The sequence below is a fragment of the Frankia torreyi genome (assembly GCF_000948395.1).
Lineage (GTDB): Bacteria > Actinomycetota > Actinomycetes > Frankiales > Frankiaceae > Frankia > Frankia torreyi.
This window is the reverse complement of record NZ_JYFN01000030.1, coordinates 45371-61364: the sequence shown is the minus strand read 5'-3', so window position 1 is coordinate 61364 and position 15994 is coordinate 45371. Positions and strand designations below refer to the sequence as shown.

The following is a 15994-nucleotide window of genomic DNA, read 5'->3' as shown; positions in this document are numbered from 1 at the left end:
TCATGGACCTTGCGCCGTATGTCGAGAACCTGCGTCGGGAGCTCGCGGTCGCCGCGCAGGCGGGGGGCTCGGACGCGCTTGCGCTGGCCGAGCGGCTCGTGGGGCCGTTGGAGGCGGCCACCAGGCTCGCCCTGCTGGAGGCGTTGTCGGCGGCCGCGGACGAGATCAGCCGCGAGTTGGCGCCGGGGTCGGTCGATGTGCGGCTGCGTGGCCGCGACGCCGACTTCGTCGTGACGCCGCCGCCGACGCCCCTGCCGGCCGCGAATGACGTCATAGATGGCGTCACTCGGGCCACCGGGATGCTGCCCGCCGGGACTGGGCCGGTCGGGACTGGGCCGGTCGGGGCTGGGCCGGTCGGGGCTGGGCCGGTCGGGGCTGGGCCGGGCTCGGCGGAGGGCGACGAGGGGCGGACGTCGCGGATCACGCTGCGCGTCCCCGAGCAGCTCAAGCCGCGCATCGACGAGGCGGCCGACCGCGAGGGGTTGTCCGTCAACGCCTGGCTCGTGCGCGCCGTCGGCGCCGCGCTCGACCCCGGCGCCGGGCCCGGACGTCCCAGCGTGGGGGGAGCCGATCAGCACGGGCGCCGGTACCGCGGGTGGGTCCGCTAGCCGGCCGTGGGGCCGGGTCGATCACTGACGAAGGAGCTGCATCATGCCGAGTTTCGACACCCCCGAACCGATCCTCGCCGTCATCGAGCTGGGCGTCGGCGGCCTGCTGATCCGGGCGAGCGATCGCGCCGACACGGTCGTGGAGGTGCGCCCGGTCGAGCCGTCCAGCGACGCCGACGTGCAGGCGGCCCGGGAGACCACCGTCGAGTACGCCGCCGGCCGGCTGACGATCCGGGCACCGAAGAGGCGCCTGCGTTCGCTGTTCGGGTCCGGCGACGCGGTCGAGGTGACGGTCGACCTGCCCACGGGCTCGCGGGTCGACGCGCGCGCGGCGACGGGTGTCCAGGCCACGGGCCGCCTGGGTGACTGCACGGTCGAGGTCGCTCGCGGCGGCGTCGACCTCGACGAGACCGGCGACCTGCGGCTGCGCACCGCCAACGGGGACGTCTTCGTGGGCCGGTGCCGGGGGTGCGCCGATGTCATGACCGCCAACGGCGCGATCCGGATCCAGCAGCTCGACGGCCCGGTGGCGGTCCAGGCGGCGAGCGGCGCGATCACCCTCGGCGAGGCGGCGGACGACGTGCGGGTCGCCACCGCCGCCGGAGTCGTCAGCATCGACCGGGCGCTGGCGAGCGTCGACGCCAGGACCGGCTCGGCCGACATCCGCCTCGGCGAGGTCGTGCGGGGCACGGTCGCTGTCGTGACCGGATCCGGCCGGCTCGACATCGGCGTGCGGGAGGGCACGGCCGCCCTGCTCGACCTCCGTTCGGGCGACGGCACCGTGCGCAGCGAGATCGCCGCCGTCGACCGCCCGGCGCCGTCCGACGAGACCGTCGAGATCCGCGCCCTCTCCGGCCGCGGCAACATCCTGGTCCACCGCTCCCGGCCCGCCCGGTCGTCGATGCTGACCAAGTAGGCGGGACGGTCGGGCGGTGGTGCGAGTCGGCGCCGATGATCCGTTGTGATTGTAGATCAATCGTAGATATTTTCTCGGATCGATCGGCCTACCTCGGCCTACCCGACTCGGAGGTCAGGTTATGGGCGGGTGACGGGACTGCGTCGCAACGCACTCGTCTGTTTAGCTCGTCTTCCTCTGCGTAGTACTGACCATGGTCGGTCGGACCTCTAACCTGACGTGGATCTTCAGCGAGGGCCCGCGCTGATTCCTTCGTAACTGCCGGAGGTCTCACCTTGTCCGTTCTCACCCGTGTCCGGCGTGCGCGTCTGGCGCTGGGCTCCCTCGGCGCGGCCAGTCTGGCGGCCGCCCTGTTCGGCCTGTGGGCCGCCGCGCCCGCGCAGGCCGCGGGCCTGCCGGCGCCCGACCACGTCGTCGTGGTGGTGTTCGAGAACCACGCCTACTCGCAGGTCATCGGCTCCTCGAGCGCGCCGTACATCAACTCGTTGAAGAGCGGCGGCGCGAACCTCACCCAGTCCTACGGCCTGACCCACCCCAGCCAGCCCAACTACCTGGCGCTGTTCTCCGGTGGTACGCAGGGCGTGACCGACGACAGTTGCTACACCCCCGGATTCAGCAGCGCCGCCAACCTCGGCTCCGAGCTGATCGCCGCCGGCAAGACCTTCGGCAGCTATAACGAGGGCCTGCCGTCGCAGGGGTCCACGGTCTGCACGAACAGCTCCACGAAGTACGCGCGTAAGCACAACCCGTGGTTCGCCTTCAGCAATGTGCCGACGAGCACCGCGAAAACCTTCACGCAGTTCCCGACCGACTACACGACGCTGCCGAAGGTCTCGTTCGTCGTTCCGAACCTGTGCAACGACATGCACGACTGCTCGGTCGCCACGGGCGACACCTGGCTGCAGAACAAACTCAGTGCGTACGCGACGTGGGCCAGCACCCACAACAGCCTGCTCGTGGTCACCTTCGACGAGGACGACCACAGCAGCGGCAACCGGATCCCGACGGTGTTCTACGGGCAGCACGTCACCGCGGGCAGCAGCACGTCGACGACCTACAACCACTACAACCTGCTGCGCACCCTGGAGGACCTCAGCGGGTTGACGACGCACGCGGGCAACGCGTCGAGCGCATCGGACATCACCGGCATCTGGAGCTAGCGACCCGTGTACGTCGCGGACACCCGCACCAGACCGGCAGGCCCGGGGACCACCCCGGGCCTGCCGGCCCCGCCGCCGGCGACCCGGGCGCCGGCATCCCGGACACCGTCGGACCTCGCGCGGCGGGCCGTGCCCGCCACCGTGCTGATCCTCGGCGCGGTCAGCCTCATCACCGACGTCTCCGCCGAGATGGTCACCGCCGTGCTGCCGCTGTACCTGGTGACCGGGCTGGGGCTGTCCCCGCTCGGCTTCGGCCTGCTCGACGGCATCTACAACGGCGCCAGCGCGCTGGTCCGGCTCGTCGGCGGCCACCTCGCCGACCGCGGCCGGCGCTACAAGTCGATGGCGGTCCTCGGCTACGGGCTGTCCGCGCTGTGCAAGCCGGCTCTGCTGATCGCGCACAGCGTGGCGGGGATCAGCGCCGTCCTCGCGGTGGACCGCACCGGCAAGGGGCTGCGCACCGCCCCGCGAGACGCGATGATCTCGCTGGCCGCCCCGCCCGAGGCCCAGGGCCGCTCCTTCGGCGTGCACCGGGCGATGGACACCGCGGGTGCCCTGCTCGGGCCGGTCGTCGCGTTCGTGGTCATGCGCGCGGCCGCCGACGGGTTCGACGCGGTGTTCACGGTCAGCTTCTGCATCGCGGCCACCGGGGTCGTCGTGCTGTTGCTGTTCGTGCCCGGCCGCGGGCCCGCACCGGCCGCGGTGCTGTCCCCGGAGGATGCCGTGCCGGGCGACCCCATGCCAGCCGACTCCATGCCAGCCGAGCCGGGGCCAGCCGAGCCGGGGCCGGTGTCCCTGCGCGCCGCCATGGGTCTGCTGGGCGGCCGCGAGCTGCGTCGCCTCACCCTGTGCGCGCTCGTGCTGGGGCTCGCGACCGTGAGCGACTCGTTCCTCTACCTGATGCTGCAACGCGACCTGGATCTGTCCGTCGAGTGGTTCCCGTTACTGCCGCTGGGAACGTCGGCGTCGTTCCTGCTGCTGGCCATCCCGCTGGGGCGCGCCGCCGACCGGTTCGGCCGCTGGGCCGTGTTCCTCGCCGGGCACGGCGGCCTGCTGATCGCGTACGGGCTGGTGCTCGCCCCGGTGCGGGGCGCGGCGCTGCCCATCGGCGTGCTCGTCCTGCACGGCGCCTTCTACGCGGCGACCGACGGGGTGCTCATGGCCGCCGCGGCCGGGTCGGTCCCGGCGCGGCTGCGTTCCAGCGGGCTGGCCCTGGTCCAGACGGGGCAGGCCGGCGCCCGCTTCGCCTGCTCGCTGATGTTCGGTGCCGCGTGGACGGCCTGGGGCGACCACACCGCCCTGGCGGTCGCCGCGGCGGCGTTGGCGGCCTGCACGGTGGCCGCCGCCGCGCTGCGCCCCGCCCGGTCCGCGCCCGACCAGGGGAGGCAGCCATGCCCGTGAGTGTCCGCGTCCGCCTCGGCGTACTGCTCGCGGTCGTGGTGGTGCTGGCCGGCGTCGCCACCGCGGCGGTGGTGCACGCCTCCGGTCGGGCGGCGAGCCGGGCCGACGACCAGGCCGGCGGGCCCGCGGTCCGGGCCGGCCAGATATCGCTCACCGCCACGGCGGGCGGCGGCGCGGCCGCCGGCGAGCGGCTGGTGTTCCGCACGATGGGCTGGGGACCGCACCGCGACGAGCTGGTGTCCGTGCCGGCCGCGGACCCGGCGGGGCCCCGCACCGCCTCCGGCGTGCGCTGCCTGCGCTTCCACGCCGCCGGCGGCACCGGCATCTGCCTGCGTCGGGCGCCGGGCGTGGTGGGGGAGAGCTACCGGGCGGTGGTCCTCGACGCCGCCCTGCACGATCGGCGTGACTTCCCGCTGGGCGGCATCCCCACCCGGTCCCGGGTCTCCCCGAGCGGGCGCATGGTGGCCTGGACCGTGTTCGTCGGCGGCGACTCCTATGCGGACAGCTCGTCGTTCTCCACCCGGACCTCCATCCTCGACACCCGCACCTGGCGGCTGGACGGCAGCCTGGAGGACTACCGGATCGTCCGGGACGGCCGGACCTACCGCAGCCCGGACACGAACTTCTGGGGGGTGACGTTCGCCGACGACACGCACTTCTACGCCACGCTCGCCACCGGCGGGCAGACCTACCTGGTGCGCGGCGATGTCACCGCGCGCACGGTCACCACCCTGCGGTCGAACGTCGAATGCCCGTCGCTGTCCCCGGACGGCACCCGGTTGGCGTTCAAGAAGCGGGTGGCGGGCCTGCCGGCCGACGCGCCGTGGCGGCTGACCGTCCTCGACCTGCGAACGATGCGCGAGACCGCCCTGGCCGAGCGGCGCAACGTCGACGACCAGGCGCTCTGGCTCGACGGCCGCACCCTCGCCTACGCCCTGCCCGGCGACTACGGCAGCGACCTGTGGACCGTGCCCGCCGACGGCGGCGGCAGCCCGCGGCGCCTGACCACGGCGGCGCTGGCTCCCGCCGTGGTCGGCTGACACGGCTCGGCGGACACGGCTCGGCGGACACGGCTCGGCGGACACGGCTCGGCTGACCCGGCCCCTCAGGCGGACTTGCGGGGCAGGCTCCAGTAGTCGCGGTTGACGGCGATCCGGCCCTCGCGCAGCGAGCCGAAGGAGGACCCGCGGATGCCCGCCGGCTGCATGACCCACTCGATGGCGTAGGTGGCCCCGTCGGACAGGGTGGTCACGACGTCGTAGGTGGTGCCCGCCGTCTGGCTCAGCGCGTTGTCGATGAACGCGCGGGCCTCGTCGGTCCCCGTGGCGCCGTGGCCGGTCGGGACGTCCTCCAGCACGACGTCCGGGGTCAGGGTGGCCAGGATCGCGTCGGTGTCCTGCTTGTTCCAGCCGGCGAAGTAGTCGTCGATGACGGTGGTGTCGCTCATGGTCGTGTCTCCTCCGTGAGGGCGGGCCGCGCCGGGCCCGCCGGATCGATCCGGTCGGCGACGGGCGGCGCTGCCGCCGGCACCGTCGCCAGCACCCGGCGCAGGGCGCGTTCGAGTGTCGAGAGGTCGTCCAGGCCCGGTCCGGTCATGCCCGCGGCGGCCAGGCTCGGATGCGTGCCGCCCGCCGCCATCAGACCCCGGGCCGCGAGCCAACCGGTGAACAGCAGGTAGGTGGCGGTGAACAGCTCGACCGCCGCGGGTTCCGCCAGGCCCGCGGCGCGCAGGATCGCCAGCGCCGTGCCGGTGAGCCGGCCCGCCGCGGCGGAGGGCCGCGACGCCGTCAGCGCTCGCATCCCCGTGCCGGGGTAGCGCCGGAACGCCTCGTCCATCGCGGTGACGAGCCCGACGTACTGGTCGACCCAGGGCGCGGCCGGATCAAGCTCGATGCGGATGTCGGCGGCGACCGCCTCGACGACCCGGTCGGCCAGGTCCTCGCCGCCGCGCAGGTGGTAGTGCACCGCGGGCGGGGTGACGCCGAGCTCGTCGGCGACGGCGCGCACGGTCAGCCGGTCGAGGCCGCCGCGCTCGACCACGCGCAGCGCGGCGTCGAGCACGTCGCGCTGGGTCAGCGGCGCCGGCTGCGTCCCGCCGCGCCTGCGTGCCACCGGCCGCCTCCCGTCCCTGGGTCCCTGGGTCTCTAGATCTCTAGATCCCTGGACCGTCCCCGCCGTCATTATGCCATAGTAAATCGTCCCGGACATGACCTTGAGGGAGGCCGACATGGACAACGACGTCGTCGTCATCGGGGGCGGGGTGGGCGGCTGCGCGCTCGCCGTCCGCCTCGCCACGGCGGGTCTGGGCGTCACGGTGCTGGAGCGCGAGCGCGTCTACCGCGACCAGATCCGCGGCGAGGCGATCGCACCGTGGGGGTTCCGCGAGGCCGTCGAACTGGGCCTCGGCGACACGGTGCTCGGCACCGAGGGTGCGTCGGTGATCAGCCGGATGGTGCCCTACGACGAGATGCTGACCGTCGAACGGGCCCGCGCCGCCGCGATGGACCTGTCCACGGCCGTGCCCGGAGCCCCGGGGATCATCGGCGTGGGCCATCCGGAGCTGCGTGAGGCGCTGGCCACCGCCGCGGTCAAGGCCGGCGCGACCGTCGTGCGCGGGGTCGGGCGTTCCACGGTGGATCCGGGCCCGGCGCCCTCGGTCACCTACGAGCTGGACGGGGCGCACCACACCCTGCGCGCCCGGCTGGTCGTCGTCGCCGACGGCAAGAACTCCGCGACCCGCACGGCGCTCGGCATTCCGATCACGGTGACCACCCCGCGGGTGATGCTCACCGGGCTGCTCGTCGACGACGGCGGCGCGTGGGACCGCGCCGAGACGACGCTCGGCGTCGACGGACGCAACCAGTACGTCGTCGTGCCCCGCGGAGCCGACCTGATCCGGCTCTACATCGCCCGGCACGCGACCGACCCCGAGCGGTTCAACGGGCCCGAGCGGGTGGCGCGTTTCCTGGCGGCGTACCGCTCGCCGGCGCTGCCGTGCCCCGACGCGCTCGCCGAGGCCACCCCGGCCGGGCCGTGCGCGACCTTCCCCATGACCGACGCCTGGACCGACAACCCGCTGCGGCCCGGGATCGCGCTGCTCGGCGACGCCGCCGGCTGGAGCAACCCGGTCACCGCCCAGGGGCTGAGCATCACCCTGCGCGACACCCGGGTGCTCGCCGAGGCCCTGCTCGACACCCCCACCTGGACCCCGCAGACGCTGCGCGGCTACGCCGAGGAACGCGGCGAGCGGATGGCGCGGCTGCGCTTCGCCACCGCGCTGACCGATCTGCTGTCCGCGTTCGGCCTGCCCGAACGGGCGGCGAAGCGCCGGCGGATGACGAGGCTGCTGCGCGAGCGCCCGGACCTCGGCGCCGCGCTCGGTGCCGTCCACGCGGGCCCCTGGGCGCCGTCCGCCGCGGCGTTCTCCCCGGACATCCTCACCACCCTCGCCCTCGCCTGACCCGCCAGAGCCGCCGGGGCCGGGCTCAGGCGGTCGAGCGGACGTCGGCGGCCAGGCGGCGCAGGAACTCCTCGACCACGTCGACGAGCTCCCCGACCACCTCGCCGGGCGCGTCCGGGTTGAGCACGGCGGGCAGCTCGGTCTCGGCCGCGCCGGCGAAGCTGCGGGTGCTCAACCGGACCATCGACTCGAACACCGGGACCCCGAGGCTGGCGGCCTGGTGGATGTGGGGCCGCAGGAAGCTGGTCGGCTGCCCGCGGTAGTACTGGACCATCATGAGCACGACGCCGAGCACGCGCGGCTCGAGGCGTTTCGCCGCGGGATGCACGCCGGACTGCAGGTCCGCGACCCGGTTGTACTCCCAGACGTAGCGGCGCAGCTTGCCCAGCAGGTGCTCGATGCCGAGCGCGGAGAAGTTGTCCGGGCGGGCGGGGATGAGCACGTGGTCGCAGGCGGCGATCGCGGCGCGGGTCATCACCCCGAAGTGCGGCGGGCAGTCGATGAGGACCAGGTCGTAGCCGCCCATCCCGGGGGAGGCGAGCCCGGTGGCGAGGCGCTGGTAGACGTCGAAGTAGTGGCGGGTGGACCGGTGCGCCTGCGCCCCGCCCAGGTGGGCGGCGAGGTTCATCTCGATGTCGCCGAGGGACAGGTGCGAGGCAAGCAGGTCCAGCGTGCCGCCGCGCTCGGCGACGGCGGCGGCGACGACCGGCGGGGTCGTCACGTAGCTGGCCAGCGGCGGCGGCAGGGTCTCCGGCCGCCACGACTCGAACCACGCCTTGACGGTCCTGCGGTGCTCGGCGAGCTCGGTGCGCCAGACCTCCGGCTGGTAGAAGGAGAAGGTGAGGTTCGCCTGCGGGTCCAGGTCGATCAGCAGGACCCGCCGGCCCAGCCGGGCGATGGCGGCGCCGATGTTCGCGGTGAGCGTCGTCTTGCCCACCCCGCCCTTGTAGCTGGCGATCGCCACGACCTTCACCGCATCCTCGCTCCCGGTCGTGCGCCCCGCCCGACCGCGCGGTGACGTCTCCTCGTGCCTGGCCGGACCGGCAACTGCTCCGTGTCCGGCTCACAAGCAGACTACGGCCGCCGCGGATTCGGTCCCGTGGTCCGGGAAGAACCCCGGGAAGAACACCGCCGCGACGGCCCGCCGCGCCGGTCCACCCGGCTCGCGGGGTGGCCGGATCGGGCGATGGGCCCACGGCCCGATCCGGCGGCGCCGAGCCGCGCGCGAGCCCTGCGCGACGGCGCCGGGCGTCCTGCGCGCCGGCCCGCCCCGGCGGTGTGGGACCGGTGCGGACAGGCCCCTTCCGGCCGGTGCGGTGGCCGTATCGGGCGCCCCTGCGCGGCCGGTCACGGCTCCCGTTCGTCGCCGCGGCCGTCCAGGCAGCGGGAGAGCCAATCGGCTGCCGCGGCGAACTCGCGGTCCGACACCTGCGCGCGTACGGACGCGGCCACCCCGTCGGCCCGTGGATACGACCCGAGGAAGCGCACCTTCGGGCAGATCCGGTACAGCCCCATCAGGGCCTCACCGACCCGGCGATCGCTGGCATGCCCCTCGGCGTCGAGGGAGAAGCAGTACTGGCCGAGGCCCTCGCCGGTGGGCCGGGACTCGATCCGCATCAGGTTGACCCCGCGCACGGCCCACTCCTGGAGCAGCTCCAGCAGCGCGCCGGGGTGGTTCTCAGTCAGCCACGCCACCGCGGACGTCTTGTCCGCCCTGGTCGGCGCGGCGATGCGGCCGGGGCGGCCGACCAGGACGAAGCGGGTCGTGGCGTCGGCGGCGTCGTTGATGTCCGTCACCAGCGCCTCCAGGCCGTAGAGGCGGCCGGCGAACTCCCCGGCGAAGGCGCAGTCGAAGCGCCCGTCGCGGACCAGGCGCGCCCCCTCGGCGTTGGACGCGGCCGACTCCCACTCGGCGTGCGGCAGGTTCGCGGCGAGCCAGCGGCGCACCTGGGCCTGGGCGACCGGATGGCCGGTGACCGTCTTGACGTCCTCCAGGGTGGTGCCCGGCCGCACGAGCAGGGCGAAGCTGATCGGCAGCAGCACCTCCCGATAGATCATCAGGGGGCTGCCGGTGGCGAGCTCGTCGAGCGTGGTGGTCACGGCGCCCTCGACGGAGTTCTCGATCGGCACCAGCGCGCCGGCCGCGTCGCCGCTGCGTACCGCGTCCAGCGCCGCCGTCACGGAGGCGGAGGGAACCAGCTCGCCGGTCGCCGCCTCCGGCAGCGTCTGTAGCGCGGCCTCGCTGAAGGTCCCCTCGGGGCCGAGGTAGGTGTAGCGGGCCTGGGCAGGCAAGTCAGACCTCCTGGGACCGGATCGGGCAGCGCCCGTCGTCGGGCGCTGCGTGGAAGGTCGTGTGCTGCGTGGCGAGTCGTGTGCTGCATGGCTGGTCGTGTGCTGATGGGGTTGCGAGGATGGGTGGCGCGGACGGGGTTCAGAGGTGGCGCAGCAGCGCGGTGGGGTCCTCGACGGCGTCGGCGACGAAGCGCAGGAACGCCCCGGCGGTGGCGCCGTCGCACACCCGGTGGTCGAAGGTGAACGACAGCTGCACGACGCTGCGCACGGCCAGCGCGCCGTCCACCGCCCACGGCCGGGGGACGATCCGGCCGACCCCGAGCATCGCCACCTGCGGGTGAGCGATGATCGGCGTGGACCCGTCGACGCCGAAGACGCCGTAGTTGTTCAGCGTGAACGTGCCACCCGTCAGCTCGCCCGGGGTGAGCCGGCCCCCGCGGGCGGCCGCGGTCAGCCGGGTGAGCTCGGCGGCCAGCCGGGCCGTGGACATGTCCTCGGCGTGATGCACCACCGGCACGGCCAGCCCGCGCGGGGTCTGCGCGGCGAACCCCAGGTGGACGCCGCCGTGGCGGCGCACGCCGGTGGCGCGGCCGCCGGTGTCGGTGACGACGGAGGAGTTCAGCTCGGGCGCGCGCAGCAGCGCGGCGACGCAGACGCGGGCGAGGATCGCCAGCAGCCCGATCCTCGGTTCGGCACCGCCGGCGTTGAGGGCGTCGCGGGCGGCGAGCAGGCCGGTGGCATCGGCGTCGACCCAGCAGGTGGCGTCGGGCACCTCGCGCCGGCTGCGGGTGAACGTCTCCGCGGCCCGCCGCCCGATCGCGTCGAGGGGGACGACGGTGGCATCGGACTCGGCGGGGTGCGGCGCGGGGGCCTGCCTGTCCCCGACGGCGGCCTCGACGTCGCGGCGCATGATCAACCCGCCCGGGCCGGTGCCGGCCAGCCCCTGCAGGTCGACGCCGTGGTCGCGGGCGAGGCGGCGCACGAGCGGCGACACGACCGCGACCGCGGTCCGCGCGGCCGACCCCGACGGCTCCGACGAGCCGACCAGTCTCGCCGACCCGGCCGATCCCGCAGACCCGGCCGATCCCGCAGACCCGGCCGATCCCGCAGACCCGGCCGATCCCGCAGACCCGGCTGACCCGGACCGCCCGGACGATCGGGACGGCCCGGAGGGCATCGCCGGCCGCGGGGTCGGGATGGTGCCGACCCGTCGGCGGCGGGGCCGAGACGGCTCGGTGCTGACGCCGTAGCCGACGAGGATGTTCCCCGACCCCGACCCCGACCCCGAACCGGACCCGGTCCCCGACCCCGAACCGGACCCGGTCCCCGATCCGGAGCTGGCGGCGGAACCTGGGGCCGCGGGGGCCGTCGCCGGCTCGTCGACGGCCACGGTGATCAGCGCGGCGCCGACGGGGACGCCGGTGCCGGCGGGGCCGGCCAGCGAGGTGACGACGCCGGCGTAGGGGCAGGGCACCTCGACGACGGCCTTGGCGGTCTCCACCTCGGCGACGGGCTGGTCGACGGTGATGACGTCCCCGACGTCGACGAACCAACGGACCACCTCGGCGGAGGTCAGCCCCTCACCGAGGTCGGGAAGGGCGAAGGCGCGTACCGCGGCCACGGGCTCACTGCTCCCACTGGAGTCGGGCGACGGCGTCGAGGATGCGGTCGACGCTGGGCAGGTGGTGCTTTTCGAGCATGGGCGGGGGATAGGGGATGTCGTAGCCGGTGACCCGCAGCACGGGGGCGGCGAGGTGGTGGAAACACCGCTCGGTGACCCGGGCGGCGATCTCCGCGCCGACGCCGGCGAAGCCCGCCGCCTCGTGGACGACGACGGCGCGGCCGGTCGCGCGCACCGCCGCGCAGACCGTCTCGTCGTCGAACGGCACCAGCGAGCGCAGGTCGACGACCGCGAGGTCCCAGCCCTCCGCCCGGGCGGCCTGCGCCGCCTCCAGGCAGACGGGCAGCGACGGGCCGTAGGTCAGCAGGGTCGCCGAGGTACCCGGCCGGCGCACCATCGCCCGGCCGATCGGCGGCACCTGGGCCGTCGAGACCTCGGCCGGCGAGAAGTCCGCCGCCGACCAGTAGAGCCGCTTCGGTTCCAGGAAGACCACGGGGTCGTCCGAGGCGATCGCCGAACGCAGCAGCCCGTAGCTGTCGGCGACGGTGGCGGGGGTGACGACGTGCAGGCCGGGGGTGTGCGCGTAGTACGCCTCGCTGGAGTCGCTGTGGTGCTCCACGCCGCCGACGCCCCCGCCGTACGGCACCCGGATCGTGATCGGCAGGCCCATCCGTCCGCCCGTGCGGTTGCGCATCTTCGCCACGTGCGAGACGACCTGCTCGAACGCCGGGTAGGCGAAGGCGTCGAACTGCATCTCCACGACCGGCCGCAGCCCGTACATCGCCATGCCGACGGCGGTACCGAGGATGCCCGCCTCGGCCAGCGGGGTGTCCAGGCAGCGCTGCGCCCCGAACTCGGCGGCCAGCCCGTCGGTGACCCGGAACACACCGCCGAGCGTGCCGACGTCCTCGCCGAGGACGTGGACGCTGGCGTCCTCGCGCAGCGAGTCACGCAGCGCCGCGTTGAGGGCCGCCACCATCGTCGTGCTCATCGGGCCTCGTCCTCGGCGTCCGTGGCGGCGGCGAGGGCGGCGTCGGCGTCCGCGTCGAGGCGTGCCGCGAGCTCGGCGGCCTGCTCGCGCAACTGGCTCGTCGGCCGCGCGTAGACGTGGGTGAACAGGGAGTCAGGGTCGGGATCCGGCGGGTTGTCGAACTGGGCGCGGATCTCGCCGGCGAGGACCTCGGCTGCCTTCGCGGCGGCGGCCACGCCCGCATCGTCGAGCAGCCCCGCGGCGCGCAGATGCCCCTCCAGCAGCGTCAACGGGTCGCGGGCCCGCCAGGCGTCGACCTCGGCCGCGCTGCGGTAGCGGGTCGCGTCGTCGGCGTTGGTGTGCGCGTCCAGCCGGTAGGTGACCGCCTCGACGAGCACGGGTCCGCGGCCCGAGCGGGCGTGCTCGACCGCCGCGGACAGCACGCTGTGCATCGCCAGCGCGTCGTTGCCGTCGACCAGGCGGCCGGCGATGCCGTAGCCCACCGCCTTGTGGGCGAGCGACGGCGCCGCGGACTGGCTGGCCAGCGGCACGGAGATCGCGTAGCCGTTGTTCTGGACGAGGAACACCACGGGTGCGCCCAGCACCCCGGCGAAGTTCAGCGCCTCGTGGAAGTCGCCCTCGCTGGTGCCGCCGTCGCCGACCAGGGCGAGCGCGACCAGGTCCTCGGCCGCGGCGGGATCCGTCGCCGCGCGCAGGCGGGCGGCGTGGGCCAGGCCCACCGCGTGGGGCGCCTGGGTGGCCAGCGGCGTCGACAGCGGCGCGATCCGGTGCTCGTACGGGTCGTAGCCGCTGTGGGCGTGCCCACGCATCAGCGTCAGCGCGTCCAGCGGCCGCACGCCCCGGGCCACCACCGCGAGGGTGTCGCGGTAGCTCGGGAACAGCCAGTCCACCTCCCGCAGCACCATCGCCGCGGTGATCTGGCAGGCCTCCTGGCCGGTGGACGCGGGGTACACGGCGAGCCGACCCTGCCGGGTCAGCGTGGTGGCCTGCTGGTTGAAGCGGCGGCCGAGGACCAGCCGGCGGTACAGATCGCGCTGCAGCTCGGCGTCGAACGTCTTGGCCGCCGGTGTGCCGAGGATGCGCACCGGCTCGGGATCGGGCAGTAACGGCGCGGGGTCACGGCGCGGGCCGTGGGAGTGCGGGGGCCCGACGAGGCCGGGTGCGGTGCTGTCGTCGAGGACGGTCATGGGCCACCTTCGGGACTCGGTGGTGGAAGGGGGATGGCTGCCTGCCCAGGCCGGCGCTGCCTCAGGCCGGCGCTGCCCAGGCCGGCGCTGCCCAGGCCGGCGCTGCCCCGGCGGGGGCCGTCGCGGGCTTCCCGCGTCGCGCTACCGGGCCTCGCGCTGTCGGCCTCGCGGCGGCCTCGCTGCAGTACGCGGCCTGGCGACGCGCCGGCGTGTCCTGCTCCTGTGCCGCGTCCTGTCCCGGGGCTGCGACACGGCTTGGGGTGGCGCCACGGCTCAGGGGCGTGCCATGGCTCGGGGGTGCGTCACGGCCTGCGCCGCGATTGCTGCCAGGCGGCGTCCGGGTGGACACCGGGCAGGGTCAGACGGAGGACGCCGTGGCAGCGTGCGGTCCGGCCCGAGAGGGTCCGGCTCGCCGGCAGGCCCGGTTCGGGTGCCGTCGGTGGTCACGATCCGTCTCCGCTCACCTACTTCGCTCTGGGTGGACTCCGGTGCATTCCTGGAGTCCGCATCCGCGCTGTGGCCGGCCTCTGCGATCGATTTTCCACCGCCGGTCGACACTTGGATCGTGGCGATAATCACCTTGGGTTGACTGTGCGGCGTGACTTGTTGCGCGGCCCACCTTCTACGTCGTGTAGAAAGGAGGCTGTGGGCGCGGTCGAGACCGGTGGAATGGTGGCGGAACGGCCATTACGGCGTCCCTCGGCCGAGCCCTCGAAGTTGCGGCATGCCCAGCTGTCAACGGGGGTGAGGTTTCGATCCGCCGGCTCCCCGCCGCGGTCGAGAGGGCGCGCGGATAGGGCGGAGAAGGCGGATCGGCGGAGAAGGCGACGACGGCAGGTGCCGGCGAGGGAGGTGGCTAGCCGAGAGCCCCGGTCTGTTGCAGCAGCGTCAGCGCGTCGGCGATGGCCCAGTGCTCGAACATGAGCCCGTCCCGGTAACGGGTGAGGTCCATGACGGCGAACTCGACCGGCCGGCCGGAGGCGGGAACGCCAAACCACTCGCCGGTGTGCCGACCACGGAACACCTTGTGGGTGGAGACGACATCGCCCGCACCGATGCAGTGCAGGAGTTCGACCTGGAAGTCCGAGAATGCCGCGTGCAGGGCCTCGGTGGCCACGCGCACACCGTCCCGGTCGGGACTCTGCCCCGGGCTCGCCGTGTGATTGCGGAAGTCGGTGTGCACGAATTCCTCGACGAGGTCCGCCCTGCCCTGACCCTGCACCAGCTCGACGAAGGAACGCATGCGCTCGGTGTTGGAGCCCGATTCGGCCACGTGGCCTCACCCGTCTCGGCAGCAGGAGCAATGTGTGTACCGCGGGAATACGTGCCCGATCGTACCCGCGGCCACACCTCGGCGGCCCGGCCGGAAGCCGGGACAAGCAGGAAGCCGGGACAGAAGGAAGCCGGGACGGCAAATGGTCAGGCGTTGATCGCGCCCCCGGCGAGCAGGCCGGCGAGCAGGACGGCGACGGCGATGCGATAGAGGATGAAGGCGTTGAAGTTGTGCCGGGCGACGTACTTGAGCAGCCACGCGATGGAGGCGTACGCGACGACGAAGGAGACCAGCGTGCCCACCGCGAGCGGCGCGGCCGAGACGCCGCCGCCGACGGCGTCCTTCAGTTCGTACAGACCGGCGCCGGTCAGCGCCGGGATGGACAGGAAGAACGACAGCCGGGTGGCGGCGACCCGGTCGAGGTCGCGGATGAGACCGGTGGAGATCGTCGCACCGGATCGGGAGAAGCCCGGGAAGAGCAGGGCGAGGATCTGCGAGGTTCCGACGATCATGGCGTCGGGCAGCGAGATGTCGTCCTCGCCGCGCTTGTGCCGGCCGTACTGGTCGGCGAACCACATCAGCGCGCTGCCAGCGAGAAGTGAGGCGGCGACGACCCACAGTGAGGCGAGCGGTCCGTCGATGAGGGGCTTGGCGGCCAGCCCGACGAGGACGACGGGGATCGTCGCGTAGATGACCCACCAGGTGAACGTGTAGTCGTGGTTCGCCCGCGCCGCCGGGTTGGCCAGGCCACGGCCCCAGGCGGTGACGAAGCGGCGGATGTCGGCGAAGAAGTAGACGAGGACGGCCGCGATCGCGCCGACCTGGATGACGGCGGTGAAGCCGACGACCGCCTTGTCGTCCACCTGGATGTCCATCAGCCCCTCGGCGATCTTCAGGTGGCCGGTGGAGGAGATCGGGAGGAACTCGGTCAGTCCCTCGACGACGCCGAGGATGATGGACTGTCCGACGCTGATCGCGCTCACGTGATGGCTGTCCTAGTTGGTCTCGGTGCGGTGCTCGGCCCGGGATGCGGTGCTCGGCCCGGGATGCGGCGCGGGTCCGGGAGGCGGCGCCGGTTCGAACGG

At 73.9% G+C, this 15994-nt stretch carries 15 protein-coding genes; 6 read left to right on the top strand and 9 right to left on the bottom strand.

Annotated elements, in window-relative coordinates; all coding sequences use genetic code 11:
• Positions 1–2: 2 nt before the first annotated feature.
• From FF36_RS18580 to FF36_RS18560, 5 genes are all read left to right on the top strand, one after another.
• On the top strand, positions 3–608 hold the full coding sequence (locus FF36_RS18580) for a toxin-antitoxin system HicB family antitoxin (RefSeq protein WP_044886372.1): 606 nt from the start codon (positions 3–5) through the stop codon (positions 606–608).
• 43 nt (positions 609–651) lie between these two features.
• Positions 652–1524: a DUF4097 family beta strand repeat-containing protein gene (locus FF36_RS18575; RefSeq protein WP_044886371.1), complete on the top strand. Its 873-nt coding sequence runs from the start codon at positions 652–654 to the stop codon at positions 1522–1524.
• A 275-nt stretch (positions 1525–1799) separates the two neighbouring features.
• The gene (locus FF36_RS18570) at positions 1800–2684 is read left to right on the top strand and encodes an alkaline phosphatase family protein (protein ID WP_044886370.1); all 885 of its coding nucleotides are present in this window, start codon (positions 1800–1802) and stop codon (positions 2682–2684) included.
• A 6-nt stretch (positions 2685–2690) separates the two neighbouring features.
• Complete coding sequence (locus tag FF36_RS18565; RefSeq protein WP_242422610.1) at positions 2691–4085, top strand: MFS transporter; 1395 nt, start codon at positions 2691–2693, stop codon at positions 4083–4085.
• Positions 4076–5125, top strand: a complete 1050-nt coding sequence (locus tag FF36_RS18560; protein ID WP_242422609.1) for a TolB family protein — start codon at positions 4076–4078, stop codon at positions 5123–5125. Before FF36_RS18565 ends, FF36_RS18560 begins: the two co-directional genes overlap by 10 nt.
• Before the next feature lie 65 nt (positions 5126–5190).
• Here FF36_RS18560 and FF36_RS18555 read toward each other — a convergent pair whose 3' ends face one another.
• Together FF36_RS18555 and FF36_RS18550 are read right to left on the bottom strand one after the other, a co-directional pair.
• Positions 5191–5532, bottom strand: a complete 342-nt coding sequence (locus FF36_RS18555; RefSeq protein ID WP_044886369.1) for a nuclear transport factor 2 family protein — start codon at positions 5530–5532, stop codon at positions 5191–5193.
• Complete coding sequence (locus FF36_RS18550) at positions 5529–6197, bottom strand: TetR/AcrR family transcriptional regulator (RefSeq protein ID WP_044886368.1); 669 nt, start codon at positions 6195–6197, stop codon at positions 5529–5531. Before FF36_RS18550 ends, FF36_RS18555 begins: the two co-directional genes overlap by 4 nt.
• A 94-nt stretch (positions 6198–6291) precedes the next feature.
• Between FF36_RS18550 and FF36_RS18545 the strand changes: the two genes are divergently transcribed.
• Positions 6292–7545: an FAD-dependent oxidoreductase gene (locus tag FF36_RS18545; RefSeq protein ID WP_095212152.1), complete on the top strand. Its 1254-nt coding sequence runs from the start codon at positions 6292–6294 to the stop codon at positions 7543–7545.
• A gap of 25 nt (positions 7546–7570) precedes the next feature.
• On the opposite strand, the gene FF36_RS18540 is transcribed toward FF36_RS18545, so the two are convergent.
• From FF36_RS18540 to FF36_RS18510, 7 genes are all read right to left on the bottom strand, one after another.
• Positions 7571–8518 (bottom strand): ParA family protein, encoded by a 948-nt coding sequence (locus tag FF36_RS18540; protein WP_044886366.1) that lies wholly within the window; start codon positions 8516–8518, stop codon positions 7571–7573.
• Positions 8519–8892: 374 nt separating this feature from the next.
• Entirely contained in the window at positions 8893–9837 is a 945-nt protein-coding gene (pheA, locus tag FF36_RS18535) for a prephenate dehydratase (protein WP_044886365.1), read from the bottom strand.
• Between the two features lie 139 nt (positions 9838–9976).
• Positions 9977–11458, bottom strand: coding sequence for a dihydrolipoamide acetyltransferase family protein (locus tag FF36_RS18530; protein WP_044886364.1), 1482 nt, complete (start codon positions 11456–11458; stop codon positions 9977–9979).
• A gap of 4 nt (positions 11459–11462) precedes the next feature.
• Positions 11463–12449 (bottom strand): alpha-ketoacid dehydrogenase subunit beta, encoded by a 987-nt coding sequence (locus FF36_RS18525; RefSeq protein ID WP_044886363.1) that lies wholly within the window; start codon positions 12447–12449, stop codon positions 11463–11465.
• On the bottom strand, positions 12446–13636 hold the full coding sequence (locus FF36_RS18520) for a thiamine pyrophosphate-dependent enzyme (protein WP_044886362.1): 1191 nt from the start codon (positions 13634–13636) through the stop codon (positions 12446–12448). The genes FF36_RS18525 and FF36_RS18520 overlap by 4 nt, the downstream gene beginning before the upstream one ends.
• An 856-nt stretch (positions 13637–14492) precedes the next feature.
• Positions 14493–14909 carry an ester cyclase gene (locus FF36_RS18515; protein WP_199865432.1) on the bottom strand — a complete coding sequence of 139 codons (417 nt, stop codon included), beginning with the start codon at positions 14907–14909 and terminating at the stop codon, positions 14493–14495.
• A 146-nt stretch (positions 14910–15055) separates the two neighbouring features.
• Positions 15056–15892 carry an undecaprenyl-diphosphate phosphatase gene (locus FF36_RS18510; protein WP_044886361.1) on the bottom strand — a complete coding sequence of 279 codons (837 nt, stop codon included), beginning with the start codon at positions 15890–15892 and terminating at the stop codon, positions 15056–15058.
• Between the last annotated feature and the right edge of the window lie 102 nt (positions 15893–15994).

Coding starts and splice junctions, on each gene's coding strand:
- FF36_RS18520 (WP_044886362.1), bottom strand. CDS start 13,636: ATGACCGTCCTCGACGACAGCACCGCACCCGGCCTCGTCGGGCCCCCG.
- FF36_RS18555 (WP_044886369.1), bottom strand. CDS start 5,532: ATGAGCGACACCACCGTCATCGACGACTACTTCGCCGGCTGGAACAAG.
- FF36_RS18575 (WP_044886371.1), top strand. CDS start 652: ATGCCGAGTTTCGACACCCCCGAACCGATCCTCGCCGTCATCGAGCTG.
- FF36_RS18545 (WP_095212152.1), top strand. CDS start 6,292: ATGACCTTGAGGGAGGCCGACATGGACAACGACGTCGTCGTCATCGGG.
- FF36_RS18525 (WP_044886363.1), bottom strand. CDS start 12,449: ATGAGCACGACGATGGTGGCGGCCCTCAACGCGGCGCTGCGTGACTCG.
- FF36_RS18580 (WP_044886372.1), top strand. CDS start 3: ATGGACCTTGCGCCGTATGTCGAGAACCTGCGTCGGGAGCTCGCGGTC.
- FF36_RS18560 (WP_242422609.1), top strand. CDS start 4,076: ATGCCCGTGAGTGTCCGCGTCCGCCTCGGCGTACTGCTCGCGGTCGTG.